This is a genomic window from Vibrio kagoshimensis (assembly GCF_050337535.1).
Lineage (GTDB): Bacteria > Pseudomonadota > Gammaproteobacteria > Enterobacterales > Vibrionaceae > Vibrio > Vibrio gallaecicus.
The window spans coordinates 163,981-180,859 of sequence record NZ_JAKJSZ010000006.1 but is presented as its reverse complement, the minus strand read 5'-3'; the positions used below and the strand labels follow the sequence as shown (position 1 = coordinate 180,859).

The 16,879-nt window shown below is 41.3% G+C and carries 13 protein-coding genes; 3 read left to right on the top strand and 10 right to left on the bottom strand.

What is annotated here, in order from left to right; all coding sequences use genetic code 11:
* Positions 1-81: 81 nt before the first annotated feature.
* From rpsA to L4C37_RS07055, 7 genes are all read right to left on the bottom strand, one after another.
* Positions 82-1,752 carry a 30S ribosomal protein S1 gene (gene rpsA, locus L4C37_RS07085; protein ID WP_137372948.1) on the bottom strand — a complete coding sequence of 557 codons (1,671 nt, stop codon included), beginning with the start codon at positions 1,750-1,752 and terminating at the stop codon, positions 82-84.
* 106 nt (positions 1,753-1,858) lie between these two features.
* Complete coding sequence (cmk, locus tag L4C37_RS07080) at positions 1,859-2,539, bottom strand: (d)CMP kinase (RefSeq protein ID WP_429768233.1); 681 nt, start codon at positions 2,537-2,539, stop codon at positions 1,859-1,861.
* A gap of 258 nt (positions 2,540-2,797) precedes the next feature.
* On the bottom strand, positions 2,798-3,544 hold the full coding sequence (gene kdsB, locus L4C37_RS07075) for a 3-deoxy-manno-octulosonate cytidylyltransferase (protein WP_429768232.1): 747 nt from the start codon (positions 3,542-3,544) through the stop codon (positions 2,798-2,800).
* Positions 3,544-3,723 carry a Trm112 family protein gene (locus L4C37_RS07070; RefSeq protein ID WP_137372945.1) on the bottom strand — a complete coding sequence of 60 codons (180 nt, stop codon included), beginning with the start codon at positions 3,721-3,723 and terminating at the stop codon, positions 3,544-3,546. The genes kdsB and L4C37_RS07070 overlap by 1 nt, the downstream gene beginning before the upstream one ends.
* Positions 3,704-4,711, bottom strand: a complete 1,008-nt coding sequence (gene lpxK, locus L4C37_RS07065) for a tetraacyldisaccharide 4'-kinase (RefSeq protein WP_429768231.1) — start codon at positions 4,709-4,711, stop codon at positions 3,704-3,706. The genes L4C37_RS07070 and lpxK overlap by 20 nt, the downstream gene beginning before the upstream one ends.
* Before the next feature lie 27 nt (positions 4,712-4,738).
* The gene (msbA, locus tag L4C37_RS07060; RefSeq protein WP_137372943.1) at positions 4,739-6,487 is read right to left on the bottom strand and encodes a lipid A ABC transporter ATP-binding protein/permease MsbA; all 1,749 of its coding nucleotides are present in this window, start codon (positions 6,485-6,487) and stop codon (positions 4,739-4,741) included.
* A 31-nt stretch (positions 6,488-6,518) separates the two neighbouring features.
* Positions 6,519-8,780, bottom strand: coding sequence for a DNA internalization-related competence protein ComEC/Rec2 (locus tag L4C37_RS07055; protein WP_429768230.1), 2,262 nt, complete (start codon positions 8,778-8,780; stop codon positions 6,519-6,521).
* 17 nt (positions 8,781-8,797) lie between these two features.
* On the opposite strand from L4C37_RS07055, the gene L4C37_RS07050 reads away from it, so the two are divergent.
* On the top strand, positions 8,798-9,307 hold the full coding sequence (locus L4C37_RS07050; protein WP_372267080.1) for a DUF2062 domain-containing protein: 510 nt from the start codon (positions 8,798-8,800) through the stop codon (positions 9,305-9,307).
* A gap of 174 nt (positions 9,308-9,481) precedes the next feature.
* On the opposite strand, the gene lolE is transcribed toward L4C37_RS07050, so the two are convergent.
* The 3 genes from lolE to lolC are packed head-to-tail and all read right to left on the bottom strand — an operon-like array spanning position 9,482 to position 12,620.
* The gene (gene lolE / locus L4C37_RS07045; RefSeq protein ID WP_429768229.1) at positions 9,482-10,726 is read right to left on the bottom strand and encodes a lipoprotein-releasing ABC transporter permease subunit LolE; all 1,245 of its coding nucleotides are present in this window, start codon (positions 10,724-10,726) and stop codon (positions 9,482-9,484) included.
* Positions 10,727-11,419 carry a lipoprotein-releasing ABC transporter ATP-binding protein LolD gene (lolD, locus tag L4C37_RS07040; protein ID WP_429768228.1) on the bottom strand — a complete coding sequence of 231 codons (693 nt, stop codon included), beginning with the start codon at positions 11,417-11,419 and terminating at the stop codon, positions 10,727-10,729.
* The gene (lolC, locus tag L4C37_RS07035) at positions 11,412-12,620 is read right to left on the bottom strand and encodes a lipoprotein-releasing ABC transporter permease subunit LolC (protein ID WP_429768227.1); all 1,209 of its coding nucleotides are present in this window, start codon (positions 12,618-12,620) and stop codon (positions 11,412-11,414) included. Before lolC ends, lolD begins: the two co-directional genes overlap by 8 nt.
* 206 nt (positions 12,621-12,826) lie before the next feature.
* On the opposite strand from lolC, the gene L4C37_RS07030 reads away from it, so the two are divergent.
* Both L4C37_RS07030 and mfd read left to right on the top strand, forming a co-directional pair.
* Complete coding sequence (locus tag L4C37_RS07030; protein WP_137372938.1) at positions 12,827-13,396, top strand: PilZ domain-containing protein; 570 nt, start codon at positions 12,827-12,829, stop codon at positions 13,394-13,396.
* A 6-nt stretch (positions 13,397-13,402) separates the two neighbouring features.
* Entirely contained in the window at positions 13,403-16,864 is a 3,462-nt protein-coding gene (gene mfd / locus L4C37_RS07025) for a transcription-repair coupling factor (RefSeq protein WP_429768226.1), read from the top strand.
* Positions 16,865-16,879: the final 15 nt, after the last annotated feature.

Genomic DNA, 16,879 nt, shown 5'->3' with positions numbered 1-16,879 from the left:
TCTTTTTAGAAATTATAGACCTATCGGAAAAATAAGCAAAAAAAAGGAGCCTTTCGGCTCCTTTCTTAGCGAAAAACTAAATTATTCGCCTTTAGCAGCTTTGAATGCGTCTGCCATTGCGTTACCGAATGAGCCTTCGTCAGACTTGTTCAGTGTAGCCATTGCTTCTTGCTCATCAGCTTCATCTTTAGCTTTGATAGATAGGTTGATTACGCGGTTCTTACGGTCTACACCGGTGAACTTCGCTTCAACACTGTCACCAGCGCTTAGGATTAGAGATGCATCTTCGATACGGTCACGAGATACTTCAGAAGCACGGATGTAACCTTCAACGCCTTCGATTAGCTCGATAGTAGCGCCTTTAGCGTCAACTGCAGTTACAGTACCGTTTACTAGAGTACCTTTCTTAGTATCAGCAACGTATGCGTTGAACGGGTCGTTTTCCATTTGCTTAACGCCAAGAGAAATACGCTCACGTTCTGCATCTACTGCTAGAACAACTGCAGAGATCTCGTCGCCTTTCTTGTATTCACGAACTGCATCTTCACCAGAAGCATTCCAAGAAATATCAGATAGGTGAACTAGACCGTCAATGCCGCCTTCAAGACCGATGAAGATACCAAAGTCAGTGATAGACTTGATCTTACCAGTAACTTTGTCGCCCTTAGCTTGCATTTCTGCAAATGACTGCCATGGGTTAGCTTTACACTGTTTCAGACCTAGAGAGATACGACGACGTTCTTCGTCGATATCAAGAACCATAACCTCAACTTCGTCGCCAACATTAACAACTTTAGAAGGGTGGATGTTCTTGTTAGTCCAATCCATTTCAGAAACGTGTACTAGACCTTCAACGCCTTCTTCGATTTCAACGAAGCAGCCGTAGTCAGTTAGGTTAGTAACACGACCAGAAAGTTTGTGACCTTCTGGGTAACGCTTAGCGATTGCTACCCATGGATCTTCGCCAAGTTGCTTAAGACCTAGAGAAACACGAGTGCGCTCACGATCGAACTTAAGAACTTTAACTAGGATTTCGTCACCAACGTTAACGATCTCTGATGGGTGCTTAACACGCTTCCAAGCCATATCTGTGATATGTAGAAGACCGTCAACACCGCCAAGATCAACGAATGCACCGTAGTCAGTAAGGTTCTTAACGATACCTTTAACTTCAGTACCTTCTTGTAGAGTTTCAAGAAGTTCGTCACGCTCAACACTGTTTTCAGATTCGATAACAGCACGACGAGAAACAACAACGTTGTTACGCTTCTGGTCTAGCTTGATTACTTTGAACTCTAGCTCTTTGTTTTCTAGGTGAGCAGTGTCACGGATAGGACGTACGTCTACTAGAGAACCAGGAAGGAAAGCACGGATACCGTTTAGTTCAACAGTGAAACCGCCTTTAACTTTACCGTTGATGATACCAACAACAGTTTCAGCTTCTTCACAAGCTTTCTCAAGAACGATCCAAGCTTCGTGACGCTTCGCTTTCTCACGAGAAAGTTGAGTTTCACCGAAACCATCTTCAACAGCGTCTAGAGCTACGTCTACTTCAGCACCAACTTCAACTTCAAGTTCGCCAGCAGCGTTCTTGAATTGTTCAGCAGGGATAGCAGATTCAGACTTAAGACCAGCATCAACAAGAACGTAACCGTTCTCGATAGCTACTACAGTACCTTTAACGATGCTGCCTTGTTGGAATTCTGTTTCGTTTAGAAACTCTTCAAAGAGTTGAGCAAAAGATTCAGTCATTATTTAATCTTCAATAATTAAACGTCCATGGGTATCCTACCGCATGGGGTTGATAAATTCGCCAGTCATCATCCTTGCGACCAACGTTCTTACTAGCCCAGTGAAATTACCCAGCCAGTTTCGATTCAATATAGTGTAGTGCTTTTTCTACTACTTGTTCGATATTCATCGAAGTAGAATCAAGCACAAGCGCATCCTCTGCAGGGCGTAATGGTGCCACTGGGCGATTACGATCTCTGTCGTCTCGCTCTTGGATCTCGCTCAAAAGGTCGTCAAATCTAACATCTAACCCCTTCTGTTGCAACTGTTTAAGGCGGCGACTCGCACGCTCTTCTGCACTTGCATCTAAAAATATTTTTGCTTCAGCTTCAGGAAACACTACCGTTCCCATATCACGACCATCAGCAACTAAACCAGGTGCCGCATTAAATGCACGTTGACGACGAAGCAGTGCTTCACGAACGCGAGGTAAAGCTGCCACTTTTGATGCTGCCATGCCGGTTTCTTCTTTACGAAGCTCACCTGACACATCTTCACCTTCGAGTATAACCTTAACTAAGTCGCCTTCAGCAATAAACTGAACGTCTAAGTGAGTAGCAAGAGGAACTAAAACATCTTCTGATTCAGTATCAAGACCGTGATGAATTGCAGCTAAAGCCAGCACACGATAGATCGCGCCTGAGTCTAGAAGGTGAAAGCCTAGCTTATCTGCTAGCAACATACACAGGGTACCTTTACCTGCACCACTTGGTCCATCAACCGTAATCACTGGGCTTTGAGAAGGCATCTTTTACTCCACGTTTTGTCGTAAATTTTATTTTGTACTAGCAATTGGCCACTACTTTATAGGCGGCATATTATAAAGAAAAATTGAAAGTCGAGCGAGGTAAATATCAGTTAATTCGTATAGAACAATGCACTAATGAATGCAATCAACTCAATTTTAATTACCTTCAGTCAACAAGATACGCATAAGCTCCATTAGACAGAAAAAAACCTCGCAATGTGCGAGGCTTAAAAACTAGTCACTATAATCCGAAACAATTTAACCAATAATTGCTCGAACGGCTTCGAGGTCTTCTGGTGTATCAACACCAGCGGCAGGCGCTTCTTGTGCCACATCAACATGAATTTTTTCGCCATACCAAAGTACACGCAACTGCTCTAAACACTCGATGCGCTCTAAGGTGCTCGGCTCCCAATTAATATAGGTATTGATGAAGCCCGCTCGATAAGCGTAAATGCCTACATGACGTAATAATGGAGATTCAGCCGATGTTCCATTATTAGCATAAGCATCACGATCCCATGGAATTGTTGCCCGACTGAAATATAAAGCGTATCCATCTTTGTCAGTCACGACTTTGACAGCATTTGGATTGAACACTTCATCAACATGAGAAATTTCAACACCTAATGTCGCCATCGGAGCAGAACTATTTGCAAGATTAGAAGCGACCTGATTAATAATCACTGGTGGAATTAAAGGCTCATCTCCTTGGACATTCACGATGATATGGTCATCCGGAATATTCATTAGTTCAATCACCTCAGCAAGCCGCTCAGTGCCAGACTCATGATTAGGTGAAGTCATACATACCACGGCACCAAAAGCTTCAGCTGCTTTTTCAACACGGCTGTCATCGGTTGCAATGATCACTTTATCAGCACCCGACTTCATAGACTGCTCATAAACCCATTGGATCATTGGTTTTCCACCAATATCAGCTAATGGCTTTCCTGGTAGTCGACTTGATTGATATCTTGCAGGTATGACAACCGTATACGACATTACTTACCCTCTTCCATTGTCATGGTACGAGCTTCATTTTCCAGCAGAACAGGAATGCCTTCTTTGATTGCATATGCCAAACGATCAACCTTACATATCAACTCTTGTTTATCTTTATCAAAAGTTAATTTACCCTTGCACACTGGGCAGGCAACAATTTCAAGTAGACGATGATCCATAGTATTCCATAACCTCATTAATTCTTTGCATAATTTTGTGTTGTGCGTCGATGCCAATATCAGCAGTAACAGGTAAGTACCACCAATTACTTTCAGCAAAATCTTCACATTTGACCGCATCTTTCTCTGTCATAATCACATTCTTGCCTTGTCTAGAAAAAGAATGCAGTTCATCTTTATTAAAACTCTTATGGTCAGCAAAACCTTTAGTATCAATCAAATCAGCACCTAAACTTTCCAACGTTTTGAAAAATCTAGGAGGGTGACCAATACCGGCAAACGCCACTAAAGCCTTTAAGTCACAGACTGTGCTTTTCTCACCAGTTTTTAGATTAATAGCTTCACTAGGTGCGAGAGACATCTTGATTTCATTATCACCAGGTTGCCCACCATTATTAATAATAAAATCGACATCATTTAATCGTGATATTGGTTCTCTTAAGGGACCCAAGGGTATCAAGCGTTCACTACCGAAACGTCTCATGCCATCAACTACCGCAAACTCAATGTCTCTTGCCAATGCATAATGCTGCAGACCATCATCAGTAATTATTATGTCTACGCCCTGCTCTAATAAAGCTTTTACTGCATTTGCTCTTATTGGATCGACGGCAACTGGTACTCCGGTTCTTTTTCGGATTAACCTGGGTTCGTCTCCTGAGAACTCAGCGGGTGTTAAGTCATTCAAAACTAATGGGTAACTTGGTGCTTTCGCCCCATAACCACGGGAAACAACACCTGGTTTAAAGCCTTCCTTTAAAAGTGTTTCTACCAGCCATATAACAACGGGAGTTTTACCATTCCCACCAGCAGTTATATTCCCAACCACAATCACGGGTAGTGGGGCTCTGTATACTGGTTTACTTCCGGATTGATATGCGTTCCGTCGTTTATTGCTGATAATTTTGAATATCAAGCTTAACGGCCACAATAGCGGCCACAGTACATATTTCAAAACGTGGTTATGGAACCAAATTTTCTCAATCAAACTATTACCTTAATAATCGGCAGGCGACTACTCACCAAACTGAATTCGATGGAGTTGAGCATATGCGCCATCTTGAGCAAGAAGTTCAGCATGTGGTCCACGTTCAATGATCTTACCTTCGTCCACGACTAAGATTTCATCTGCATCTTCAATTGTAGATAAGCGGTGAGCGATAACCAAAACGGTTTTATCTTTCTGTAACTCATCTAGAGCCAACTGAATCGCTCTTTCCGACTCAGTATCAAGAGCGGATGTTGCTTCATCAAGAATCAACACTGAAGCATCACGTAATAATGCTCTAGCAATCGCAATACGCTGTCTTTGACCACCAGACAGGCTTGATCCATTTTCACCTATAACTGTGTCTAGACCAAACTCCATCCCATCAATGAACTCTTTCGCATGAGCAAGTTTCGCAGCATGTTCTATCTGCTCACGTGTATATTTTTCTTCAGCAGCATATGCGATGTTATTAGCTACCGTGTCATTAAATAAATGAACATTCTGAGAAACTAAAGCGAAATGCTCCCTTAAATTTCTCAATTTGTAATCTCGAATATCATGGTTATCTAAGCTAATGACGCCCGAATCCACATCATAAAAGCGTGTAAACAAATTTGCGATGGTACTTTTCCCTGAACCTGAACGCCCAACCAAAGCTACTGTTTTACCCTTAGGAATAGTAAAACTCACATTATCTAGTGCTGGTTTCTCGCTTCCTTCATACGTAAAGGTTACGTTCTTAACCGCTACATCACCATTGGCGTGTTCAACATTTAGTTTGCCTTTATCAGATTCAATATCTAAATCCATCAAACCAAACAAGGTTTGACTGGCAGCCATACCACGTTGAAATTCAGAAGTAACGTTTGTTAACGCTTTCAGCGGACGCATCAAACCAAACATTGCCGAGAATACAACGGTAAAAGTACCAGGAGTTAATTCATTGCGAATTGAATCAACACTTGCTAACACCAAGATGGTAACAATAGCGATAGAAGCAATCATTTGGATAATTGGGTTAGCAGCCGCCTGAGCCGTTACCAACTTCATATATTGCTGACGCATTTGGTTACTTACATCATCAAAACGTTTCTTTTCAATATCCTGCCCGCCATAACTCAAAACAACCTTATGACCTTTAAGCATTTGCTCTGCAGATGATGCGACTTTACCCATGGTGGTCTGCATGTTCTTAGAAATTTTTCTAAAACGCTTAGATACAACACTAATACCAAATGCAACGACCGGTGCAACAGCAAATAAAACAAGAGAAAGCTGCCAGCTATTCCAGAACATTAATACTATCAAGCCAATAATGCTTGCACCTTCACGCACAATGCTCACCAACGCTTTACTTGTGGCTGATGATACTTGCTCTGAGTCATATGTAATTCGAGACAACAATGCCCCGGTTTGCTCTTTATCGAAAAACGAAACCGGCATATGCATAAATTGGCTGAAAATTTTTCTCCGGATCTCCATGACAACATTGCCAGAAACCCAGCTCAAACAATAGGTGGAAACAAAGCCGCTGATACCGCGAATAAACATCATCACAAATATGATAATCGGCAAAGTACGTAAGAAATCTGATTCTGCATTACCAAAGCCTTCATCAAGTAGAGGTTTCAGTAAAGAAATCATATAAGTATCAGACACTGCATTAATTACAAGAGCAATGACAGCAACACCTAAACCCGATTTATAAAGGCGAATATAGGTCCATAATCGCTTAAAGGTAACCCATGTTGTTTCATCAGTTTCTGTAGACATAGAATCGCTTATTTTTCTTACAATAATCTATCTATTCTACTCCCTTACGAAGCATCTGCCTATACCAAGGGAAAGGGCTATCTCCTCGAATCGTATGAAATTTCCATTTACCCTCAACGATTTCGAATGATATTTGACCACTAGAGCCCGTATCTAACCAATGACTGCCTACCTGGGCATATCGGTCCATAACTCGGCTGTTTGGCATTCCCCATTGATTACCTTTTGCTAAAGAAGCAATAGCAAATTCCGGTTCAACAGATTGAATAAAAATATTAATTGAAGAGGTAAAGCTACCGTGATGAGGAACTAGCATCACATCACTTTTAAGCAATGTTGGATTCCGTGATAATAACCACTCACTTAGAGCTTCAATATCACCAGTTAAAAGAAGAGACCGACCACTATCATGATCTTCTAAACGTACAACACAAGATTGGGGGTTATATGCTCGATTGACTAACTTTGGTGGCCAAAGAACTTTAAAGCTCACTTGGTTCCATAGCCATGATTCACCTTGAATGCATGGTTTATGTAACTCTGTAGCTCTTTGACTAGTACGAATCCATTCAGGTGCAAAATTTTTAACTATTGTTTTAAATCCCCCGGAGTGATCTGAATCGAAGTGGCTAATAATGACCCCTTCAACTTTTTTAACTCCCCGACTTTGAAGTATAGGAGTAACTACGGAGTCAACAATACTTCCTCCTTCCCAAGCTTTTCCAGTATCGTAAACAATCACCTGCTTATTTTTCTCAATCAGAATGGCTAACCCATGCCCTACATCGAGAAAATCAATTTTCAGAGAATTCCTCTCATTCTCTCGAGTAAGTAACCCTAACAAACAAATACAACCAATAATAAAAACTGTACTCTTCGATAGATAACGGTAAAACATGAACAATATGACTATGATGATTGTCATCGTCGCAGCAAGTTCAATACTGCTATTAATCCAATATGAATCAGAGTATGGAATTGATAGCTCTAAAATTGATAAAGATTTATCAACTAACCCCCAGAATAAAGTGGCATCAACATTTAAAAATATCGTAATGAAAATTGATAAGAAAAGTAAGGGAATAACAACTAACGTGAACCAGGGGAGAAATAAAACATTATAAATGACAGTGGCTGCACTGAAGCCTCCAAAGAACAGCATAGTCAGCGGCAATACCATGAATGATAACATGCACTGAATCTTTAATAAGCTCACCCATCTATTAATTAAACCGGTTTTGTTTTTATCCATAGCAAAAAATTGAACACAGTATAGAACGACTGAAACCGCACCAAAAGACATCCAAAAGCTACTTGATAATGTTGAGAACGGGTCAAAAATCAAAACGACACACAAGCTCAACAAAAGATATTGAACTAATCCTACCTTGACTCTAGAAAAAATTAAAAAGCTCGCAATACAACACATCACAAGAGCTCGCTGAGTCGGTAAAGTAAAGCCTGCAAACCAACTATAGAATATGGCTAAACTCAAACCAGTAATTAGTGGTATCCAGACCGCATGAGGAAGAAGCCACCTAAGCGATATGCCAACCTTGTATCCAATGCCATAAGCAATGCCAATATGTAATCCTGAAATAGCGATCAAATGAAGCAAACCGCTACTTTTTAATAACCCCCAAGTATCGTTGGAGATTAACTCTCTATAACCAAAACTTAGAGCCAATATTAGATCTTGGTTACTGAAATTCTCCGTGTAAGATTTTATCTCTTCGAACCAAACCGCTCTGATGCTTTGCGTTGAACGAATTCTATATGATGTACCTGCAATATAGTTTGCGTTCGCGACAATACCTTTGCTAAATAAGTAACGTTCTTTATCAAACCCAGCTTCGTTTAAAAGTCCGTAGATTGGCTTGATTAACACCGAAAGTGTAACCAAATCACCTTGATTTAACTTAAAAGGGGTGAAAAGTTGAACCTTAACAGCTTGCGGCTTGATTGTTTTTTCATCGCCGATTGATCTAACCACTAAAACGCTTTTATAACCGTGAGTATTTTTCTTAAAAAGGCTAGTAACAGACGCTTTTATGATAGTATTCTGACCTGATTGAAACAGCGCACTCGTCTGGGTTTTAATCAGGTTACCCTGATAAATAATAAGTAAAACAGCTAAAATGACTCCGCCCAAATAAGAGAACGCCCTATACTTAATTGATGCGCATAAAATACAAAATATCGGCACTATCCAAACTATTGAAGGGATAATGGGCCAAAAACTCGCTGAAATTATTGTTAAAGCGAATGACATTAGAAAATAATTGTTAAACAAGAGAGTTACTTCCTACTATGCCAAGAAAGTTTATTAAACGATTTATGCCTGACCATGAGCTAATAAAGCGTCAGAAAGCATTAAGAGTTTTTGGCAACGTTTTATATAACCCCAATTTATGGTGTCTTAATCGTCGCTCTGCTGCTGGCGCATTTGCGGTTGGCTTATTTATGGCTTTTGTTCCCCTTCCCAGTCAGATGATCATGTCTGCAGGCCTAGCTGTAATGTGTGGTGTAAATTTACCTTTAGCGGTAGCGTTAGTGTGGATAAGTAATCCTGTTACTATGCCGGTCCTGTTTTATTTCGCGTATAAGGTCGGTGCATTTGTAATGCAGGTCCCTCCTCAGCCTTTTCATTTTCAGCTTGAGTGGGACTTCATCCTAGCTCAAATGACAACTATCGGCCCCCCATTCTTACTCGGTTGCCTCATTTGTGGAGTGCTATCTGCTATGTTGGGCTATTTTGGCATTCGAGGACTATGGCGCTATTCAGTGGTAAGAAGCTGGCAGAAACGTAGAGCAAGATAAATGATTACTATTTGAACGTGTAGCTATCACTTTCAGATATTAGAGTAATAGACTTAAATAAGAGTATGGCAATGTAATACAAGCTCAATAAGTCCAATTTCCATCTCAAAACAAAAAAGGACCATATGCGGTCCTTTTTTATTAGTGAATATTTAATCCGTTTAGGAGCAGCGTTTATTTCGAACTTAACACTGACGCCGGATTCAACTTTGCAGCTCTTGAGGAAGGATACCAAGTCGCAAGCAGGCTTAAAACAATAGCAGTAACTGAAACTGTCGCAACATCAGTTAGATTAAGTTGCGAAGGTAAAAAGTCGACAAAATAGATATCCCCAGATAAAAACTGGTGTCCGACAATAGATTCAATGAATTTAACTATGCTCGTAAGATTCAATGCAACCAGTACCCCAATAGCACTTCCTACGATACTGCCCAGCACTCCCGAAAACACACCTTGCCAAACAAAAATACGTTTAACTAGTCTGTCTGTTGCTCCCATCGTTCTTAAAATAGCGATCTCAGCTGCGCGATCTTTCACTGCCATCATTAACGTAGACACAATGTTAAAACATGCAACCCCAATTACAAGTACCATGACTAAGTACATAATGGTTCTTACAAGTTGAATATCACGATATAGAAAACCAAATTTTTGTTGCCAACTTCTTATGTAGACATAAACATCCAGCGTATTACCTAGTTCGCGAACAATGGCTGCAGCATTAAGTACCTCGGTAACCTTCAAGGAAACACCAGTGACACCTTGACCTATATTAGCGTACTGCTTTGCATCTTCTATCGGCACTAATGCCAGGCTATGATCAATCTGTCCACTTAACGAAAGTAAACCTGCGACTTTAACCCTAACACGCTTAGGTGCCTGAACTTTAGTTGAGTTGGTAACGGAAGGGATCATAAGTGTAAGATACTCCCCCACACTGACACCTAGTGTTTTAGCCACACCTGAACCCAAAATAATTTGCTGCTGGTTAGGAACAAAGTTGCTCCATGCATCTTGGTCAATAAAACGAGGTAAACTAGACACTTCGCTTTCTTGTTCAGGATCAATCCCACGAATTTCAATAGCTTTCAGTTCTGTCCCTTTTTCAGCTAATGCTGTAATACGAACATAGGGGGCAGCTGCAATAACCTTTTCATGTTGCTCAGCTTTATCTATCACTTCTTGCCAGCGAGTGATAGGGGCATTTACCCCTTCAAATTCTCCATGTGGAATAACTGATAACACTCTAGATTCCAACTCTCTTTCAAAACCATTCATTGCAGACAAACCAATGATGATCACCGCAACCCCCACGGCGATCCCAATTGTCGAAGACAAAGAAATGAATGACACCATTTTATCGCGTTGTTTCGCACGGCTAAACCGGCTCCCAATTAGTAAGGATAAAGATGAAAACACTTACTTCACCTCGTTATTTACATTCACAAGCAAGCCGTCTTGCATGTGCAATTGGCGATCCATTTTGGAAGCCAACTCACCATCGTGTGTTACCACTAAGAAAGCGGTCCCTGACTCGCGATTAAGTTCTCGCATCAAATCATAAATAGAAAGTGCAGTACTGTGATCAAGGTTACCCGTCGGTTCATCCGCTAGGACTAAAGCTGGTTTATTGACTAAGGCTCTTGCAATCGCCACACGCTGTCTTTCACCACCAGATAATTCAGACGGTCGATGATCCACTCGGTGCGACAACCCAACCTTATCTAATAATTTTCGGGCTGCATCTTTCGCAACTTGAGGTTTTTCGCCCCCAATGAGTAGCGGCATTGCCACATTTTCTAATGCAGAAAAGTCCGCTAATAAATGATGGAATTGATACACAAAACCCAAGTGTTTATTTCGTAATTTAGCTTGTTTGTTTGAGCTTAAAGATGCTAAGTCTTGATCTAAGAAGCTCACACTTCCCGCAGATGCGTCATCTAACGCGCCTAAAATATGTAACAGCGTACTTTTACCAGAACCAGATGTACCAATGATAGAAACCAGCTCACCTTGATCAATAGAGAAACTCACACCTTTCAACACTTCCGTATCGAGTGAGCCTTCACGGTATGTTTTACGGATATCGTGACATTGCAAAAAATTACTCATAACGAAGGGCCTCTGCTGGTTTCACTGAAGATGCACGGTAAGAAGGAAAAATCGTAGCGATCAGGCTCAGTGCAATAGCCAAAATAACAACAATACAAATTTGAACAGTGTCAATAAGGATAGGTAGTTGACCACCGAATGAGAACAAAGCCACGCCCATCGCTCCAAGTACACTATTTAAGTTTGAGGCTAGAACTACACCTAAAACTCCACCAGATACAGCTCCCACTACGCCACTGCTAGCACCTTGAACCATAAAGACACTCATGACCTGCCAGTTACTCATTCCTTGGGTTTTTAAAATTGCGACCTCTGATTGCTTCTCCATTACCACCATGATTAATGCAGAGATGATATTAAATGCCGCGACTCCAATAATCAGACCAAGCATCAAACCCATCATATTTTTTTCCATACGAACCGCTTGGAAAAGTTCACCGCGCTGTTCACGCCAATCGCTCCATAACCAACCGTCAGGCAATGTTTGATTGGATAGATCACTCACAACAAATGGGTCATCAAAGAATAAGCGCCACCCTGAGATGGTGCCTGTTTTAAAGCGCATTAATCGAGCTGAATCTTGAATATGAGTAACCATAAGCTGCCCGTCAATGTCTGAGCCCGTATTGAAAATACCGGCTACAGTAAAGTTACGCTGACTTGGAATACGACCTAAAGGTGTGTATTGGCTAGCGCTAGTCACCATAAGCCGCACTTTATCACCAATAGAAACTTTCAAGTCTCTTGCTAGAGTGTGTCCTAAAAAAACATGGTATTGACCTTGCTTTAATGATGAAAGACGACCAGCAATTAAATGATTTTGTAGTGGGTCATTGTCTGTAGGCTCAACACCAATTAGCAAGCCAGCCGAAAGTTGCGCTGAACTTTGAATAACAGCCTCACTTCGAACTATCGGTTCTACGCGACCATTCAAAGACATGTCACGAATAAAATCAGGTGCTTGTTCTTTTTGGAGAGTTTTACCACCATCTTCATAGATTACGGCTTGTGGTAACACACCCAAAATTCGTTCTTTTAACTGCGCTTCGAATCCATTCATTACAGATAAGACTGTAACCAAAGACAACACGCCAATTGTGATTCCGGCTGTCGAAATATAAGAGACAAAGCGGCTAAAGCGATCACCTGAACGGCCTTTGAGATAACGCAGACCTATGTATATAGAAATAGGATGAAACATACTTTGAACCATAGAAAAGAGATGCGAGTTAATGTAACGGGAATTGCCGTTACTGTGTAGGGGGTAATTGAAATTATTGAGTTAAATAAGTCAATTACTTAGCGATAAAGTAAGAATCAACTAACTATTTGTTACTTTCCAACCGCGAGCCTTGATTACTCCGTCTACATGACGATAATCAATATAACTATTCAAGGAACACGCACATGACAGAACAAGAGTATTTCACCGTTCACCATAGCCTTACCGCTAATATCGAGCCAATGGGAAGCGAGTTCGTTTTGCCCTCTCAGATACAATTCGAAGCAGAAATCCCCGCTCCCTTTGTAGTGGCTAGTGAATTCAGTCAGCTTGATCTGCTTGCGGATAATGCTCGAATTGAACTCAAGAACAGTGATCTCAAAAATGTCATCAGCCTACTTGATACTCAAAATTCAAAGTTAAACCTATTACTCAGTTTTATGCTTGCTCAGCAAGATGACGAACAATTTCGAACACATACTTATAGCTTTGGGGCGAGCTTGTTCTCTTGCTACGCAGACCAACCACTAGAAGCTGGACAAATTGTTAAAGCTAAACTGTTTTTAGAATATCCAGCAGCGGCTATCTATTGCTACGCACAAGTTCTTACCAGCCAAGAAAAAGACTCAGGATTTGAAGTCAATTTCAAGTACGCGCTTCTTAGGGATACAGACCAAGACCTACTTATTAAAGCCGCATTACACCAGCAGCAAAAACTTTTACGCCAGCGCTCTCTAGACCGAGATAACAAGTAATCACACATGAAAACAGCACCTATTTTCTCTTTACCAAAACCAACAGGTTCTGGTGACAAAAAACACATCGGTAATTTAATTGGTTCATCGCTTGCGCTTTCAATCGCTGAACTTGCCGAGCAGCACAATAGCCATACACTGCTTGCCGTTCCTGATCCTCAAATAGCGCTTAAGCTACAAAATGAGATAGAGCAGTTTACACAGCAAGAAGTTGCCTTATTTCCTGATTGGGAAACATTGCCATACGATAGCTTTTCTCCGCATCAAGAAATAATTTCAGATCGAATAGCACGCCTCTATTCATTACCTACTCTGAATAGCGGAATCACTATTGTTCCAATAAGCACACTTTTGCAACGCCAATCTCCACGTGATTACTTATTGCAGCACACTTTAATGGTAAAAACGGGTGACTTGTTCTCGCTTGAAAAACTAAGGTTACAGCTAGAGAAGTCAGGATACCGCTATGTTGATCAAGTATTTGGTCCTGGTGAATACGCAAGCCGCGGGTCAATTCTTGATCTATTCCCTATGGGCAGCAGAGATCCATATCGAATTGATTTTTTTGATGACGAAGTCGATACCATTCGTACTTTTGATCCAGAAAATCAACGATCCATAGAGGACGTTTCCGAAATACGACTCCTACCAGCTCACGAGTTTCCAACCTCTGAAACCGCAATTGAAGATTTTCGTATTCGCTGGCGTCAACAGTTTGAAGCAAGACGAGAGCCTGAATCGGTATATATGCAAGTATCCAAAGGAACTTGGCCATCAGGTATTGAATATTGGCAGCCTCTTTTCTTTGAGCATACCGAAACTCTTTTTGACTATGTAGCTGATGAAACTCAGCTTCTTATTTTAGGTGACGTTGAAACAGCAATTGATACATTTTTATCGGATGTAAAGCATAGATATGAACAGCGTAAAGTGGACCCTTTGCGCCCTCTTCTATCCCCAGAGCAACTTTGGCTAAAGAAAGATGAATTATTCGCTCACTTCAAACAAAAGTCGCAAGTTCTACTGAATCTAGACAACATTGAAGAAAAGGCAGGAAGAGTAAACTTACCTATTTCTAACTTGCCTGATCTAAGTGTTCAGCACAAAAACAAAGAACCATTAGCCAACCTTAGAAAATTTACGGAGTCCTTTCAGGGGAGTATCGTATTTTCAGTTGAGTCAGAAGGTCGAAGAGAAGCGCTAGGTGAACTGCTACAAGGGATAAAGATTCGCCCTGCAGAAATGAATAGCCTGCAAAGTGCAACTCAGTCAGGTAAAAAGTTCTCACTTGTTTTAGGTTCAGCTGAGCACGGCTTCATCTTTAAAGACCAAGACTTAGCCTTTATTTGTGAGAGTGATTTACTTGGTGACAGAGTCGTTCAACGACGTAAAAAAGATAAGAAAAGTGTCAATAGTGATACGGTTATTCGTCACCTCGCAGAACTTAAACCAGGTCAGCCAGTCGTACATATTGACCATGGTATTGGTCGCTATATTGGGCTTCAAACACTTGAAGCTGGTGGTTTAATCACAGAATACGTGACGCTTGAATACCAAAACGATGCAAAGTTATATGTTCCTGTTGCTTCGCTCAACCTAATTGGTCGTTACTCTGGAGGAGCAGAAGACTCAGCCCCACTACATAAGCTGGGTGGTGAAGCTTGGCAAAAAGCACGTAAGCGAGCGGCTGAAAAAGTCAGAGATGTGGCAGCAGAGTTACTTGATGTCTATGCAAAACGAGAACTAAAACCAGGCTACAAATTCGTACTCGATAGAGGGCAATATGCAACGTTTAAAGCAGGCTTTCCATTTGAAGAAACCGACGACCAATCCATGGCAATCAATGCGGTCATGTCGGATATGTGTCAAGCTAAAGCAATGGATCGTCTTGTTTGTGGTGATGTAGGCTTTGGTAAAACTGAAGTGGCAATGCGAGCAGCTTTTGTATGTACAGATAACAGTAAACAAGTGGCCGTGCTTGTCCCAACCACGTTATTAGCTCAACAGCATTTTGAAAATTTCCGAGACCGTTTCGCGAACCTACCAATCCGAGTTGAAGTTTTATCACGTTTCAAATCAGCAAAAGAACAGAAAGTCATTCTGCAAGATGTCGCTGAAGGTAAAGTTGATATTGTAGTCGGCACTCATAAATTACTTTCAAGCGACATTAAATTCAAAGACCTTGGGCTACTTGTTGTTGATGAAGAGCACAGGTTTGGTGTACGCCAAAAAGAAAAAGTCAAAGCAATGCGTGCTGATGTTGATATCCTCACACTGACAGCGACGCCAATCCCAAGAACATTAAATATGGCAATGAGTGGCATGCGAGATCTATCGATCATTGCAACTCCACCAGCTCGTCGTCTTGCAATAAAAACATTTGTGCGCCAGAGCGATGATGCGACTGTACGTGAAGCTGTATTGCGTGAAATTATGCGTGGTGGTCAAGTTTACTTCTTGCATAATCAAGTAGATACGATCGAAAAAACAGCTGAATCACTTCAAGCTTTGATTCCAGAAGCAAGAATTACCGTTGCACATGGCCAAATGCGCGAGCGCGAGCTAGAGCGTATTATGAATGATTTTTACCACCAGAGGTTTAATGTGTTGGTCTGTACCACGATCATAGAAACGGGTATTGACGTTCCAACGGCTAACACGATTCTAATGGATCGAGCTGACAACTTAGGTTTAGCTCAGCTTCACCAACTACGTGGTCGTGTGGGCCGCTCGCATCATCAAGCGTACGCTTACCTACTCACTCCTCACCCTAAAGCAATGACTAAAGATGCGGTTAAACGTCTCGATGCCATTGCTTCACTAGAAGATTTAGGCGCAGGTTTCACACTTGCTACGCACGATTTAGAAATTCGTGGTGCTGGTGAGCTATTGGGTGATGAACAAAGTGGTCAAATCCAGTCTGTCGGTTTTACGTTATATATGGAAATGTTGGAGCAGGCTGTTGAAGCTCTAAAAGAAGGAAAAGAACCATCTTTGGATGACCTGCTTAGAGAACAGACTGAAATTGAAATGCGCTTACCCGCTCTTCTACCTGACGACTACATTCCAGACATAAACACCCGTTTATCTACCTATAAGCGAATTGCCAGTGTGCATGATACTGACGAATTAGCCGAGCTAAAAGTTGAGTTGATAGATCGATTCGGTACATTGCCAGATGCAACAAAGAATCTACTTTCAGTTTCAGAACTAAAACTTGCTGCTGCTGCAATTAAAACGAAAAAAATTGAAGCACATGATAAAGGGGGCTTTATAGAGTTCTATCCTGATGCTGACATTAACCCGACCTATCTGGTTAAACTATTGCAATCTCAGCCTCAAAAGTTTTCAATGGAAGGACCAACTAAGTTTAAGTTTACGGTACCATTAGTTGATAGACGCAAGCGCATACAGTTTGTAAGCGATTTACTTGGCGAATTCCGTCAGAATCTATTGCCTTCGGCTTAATCAATTTCGCCACAG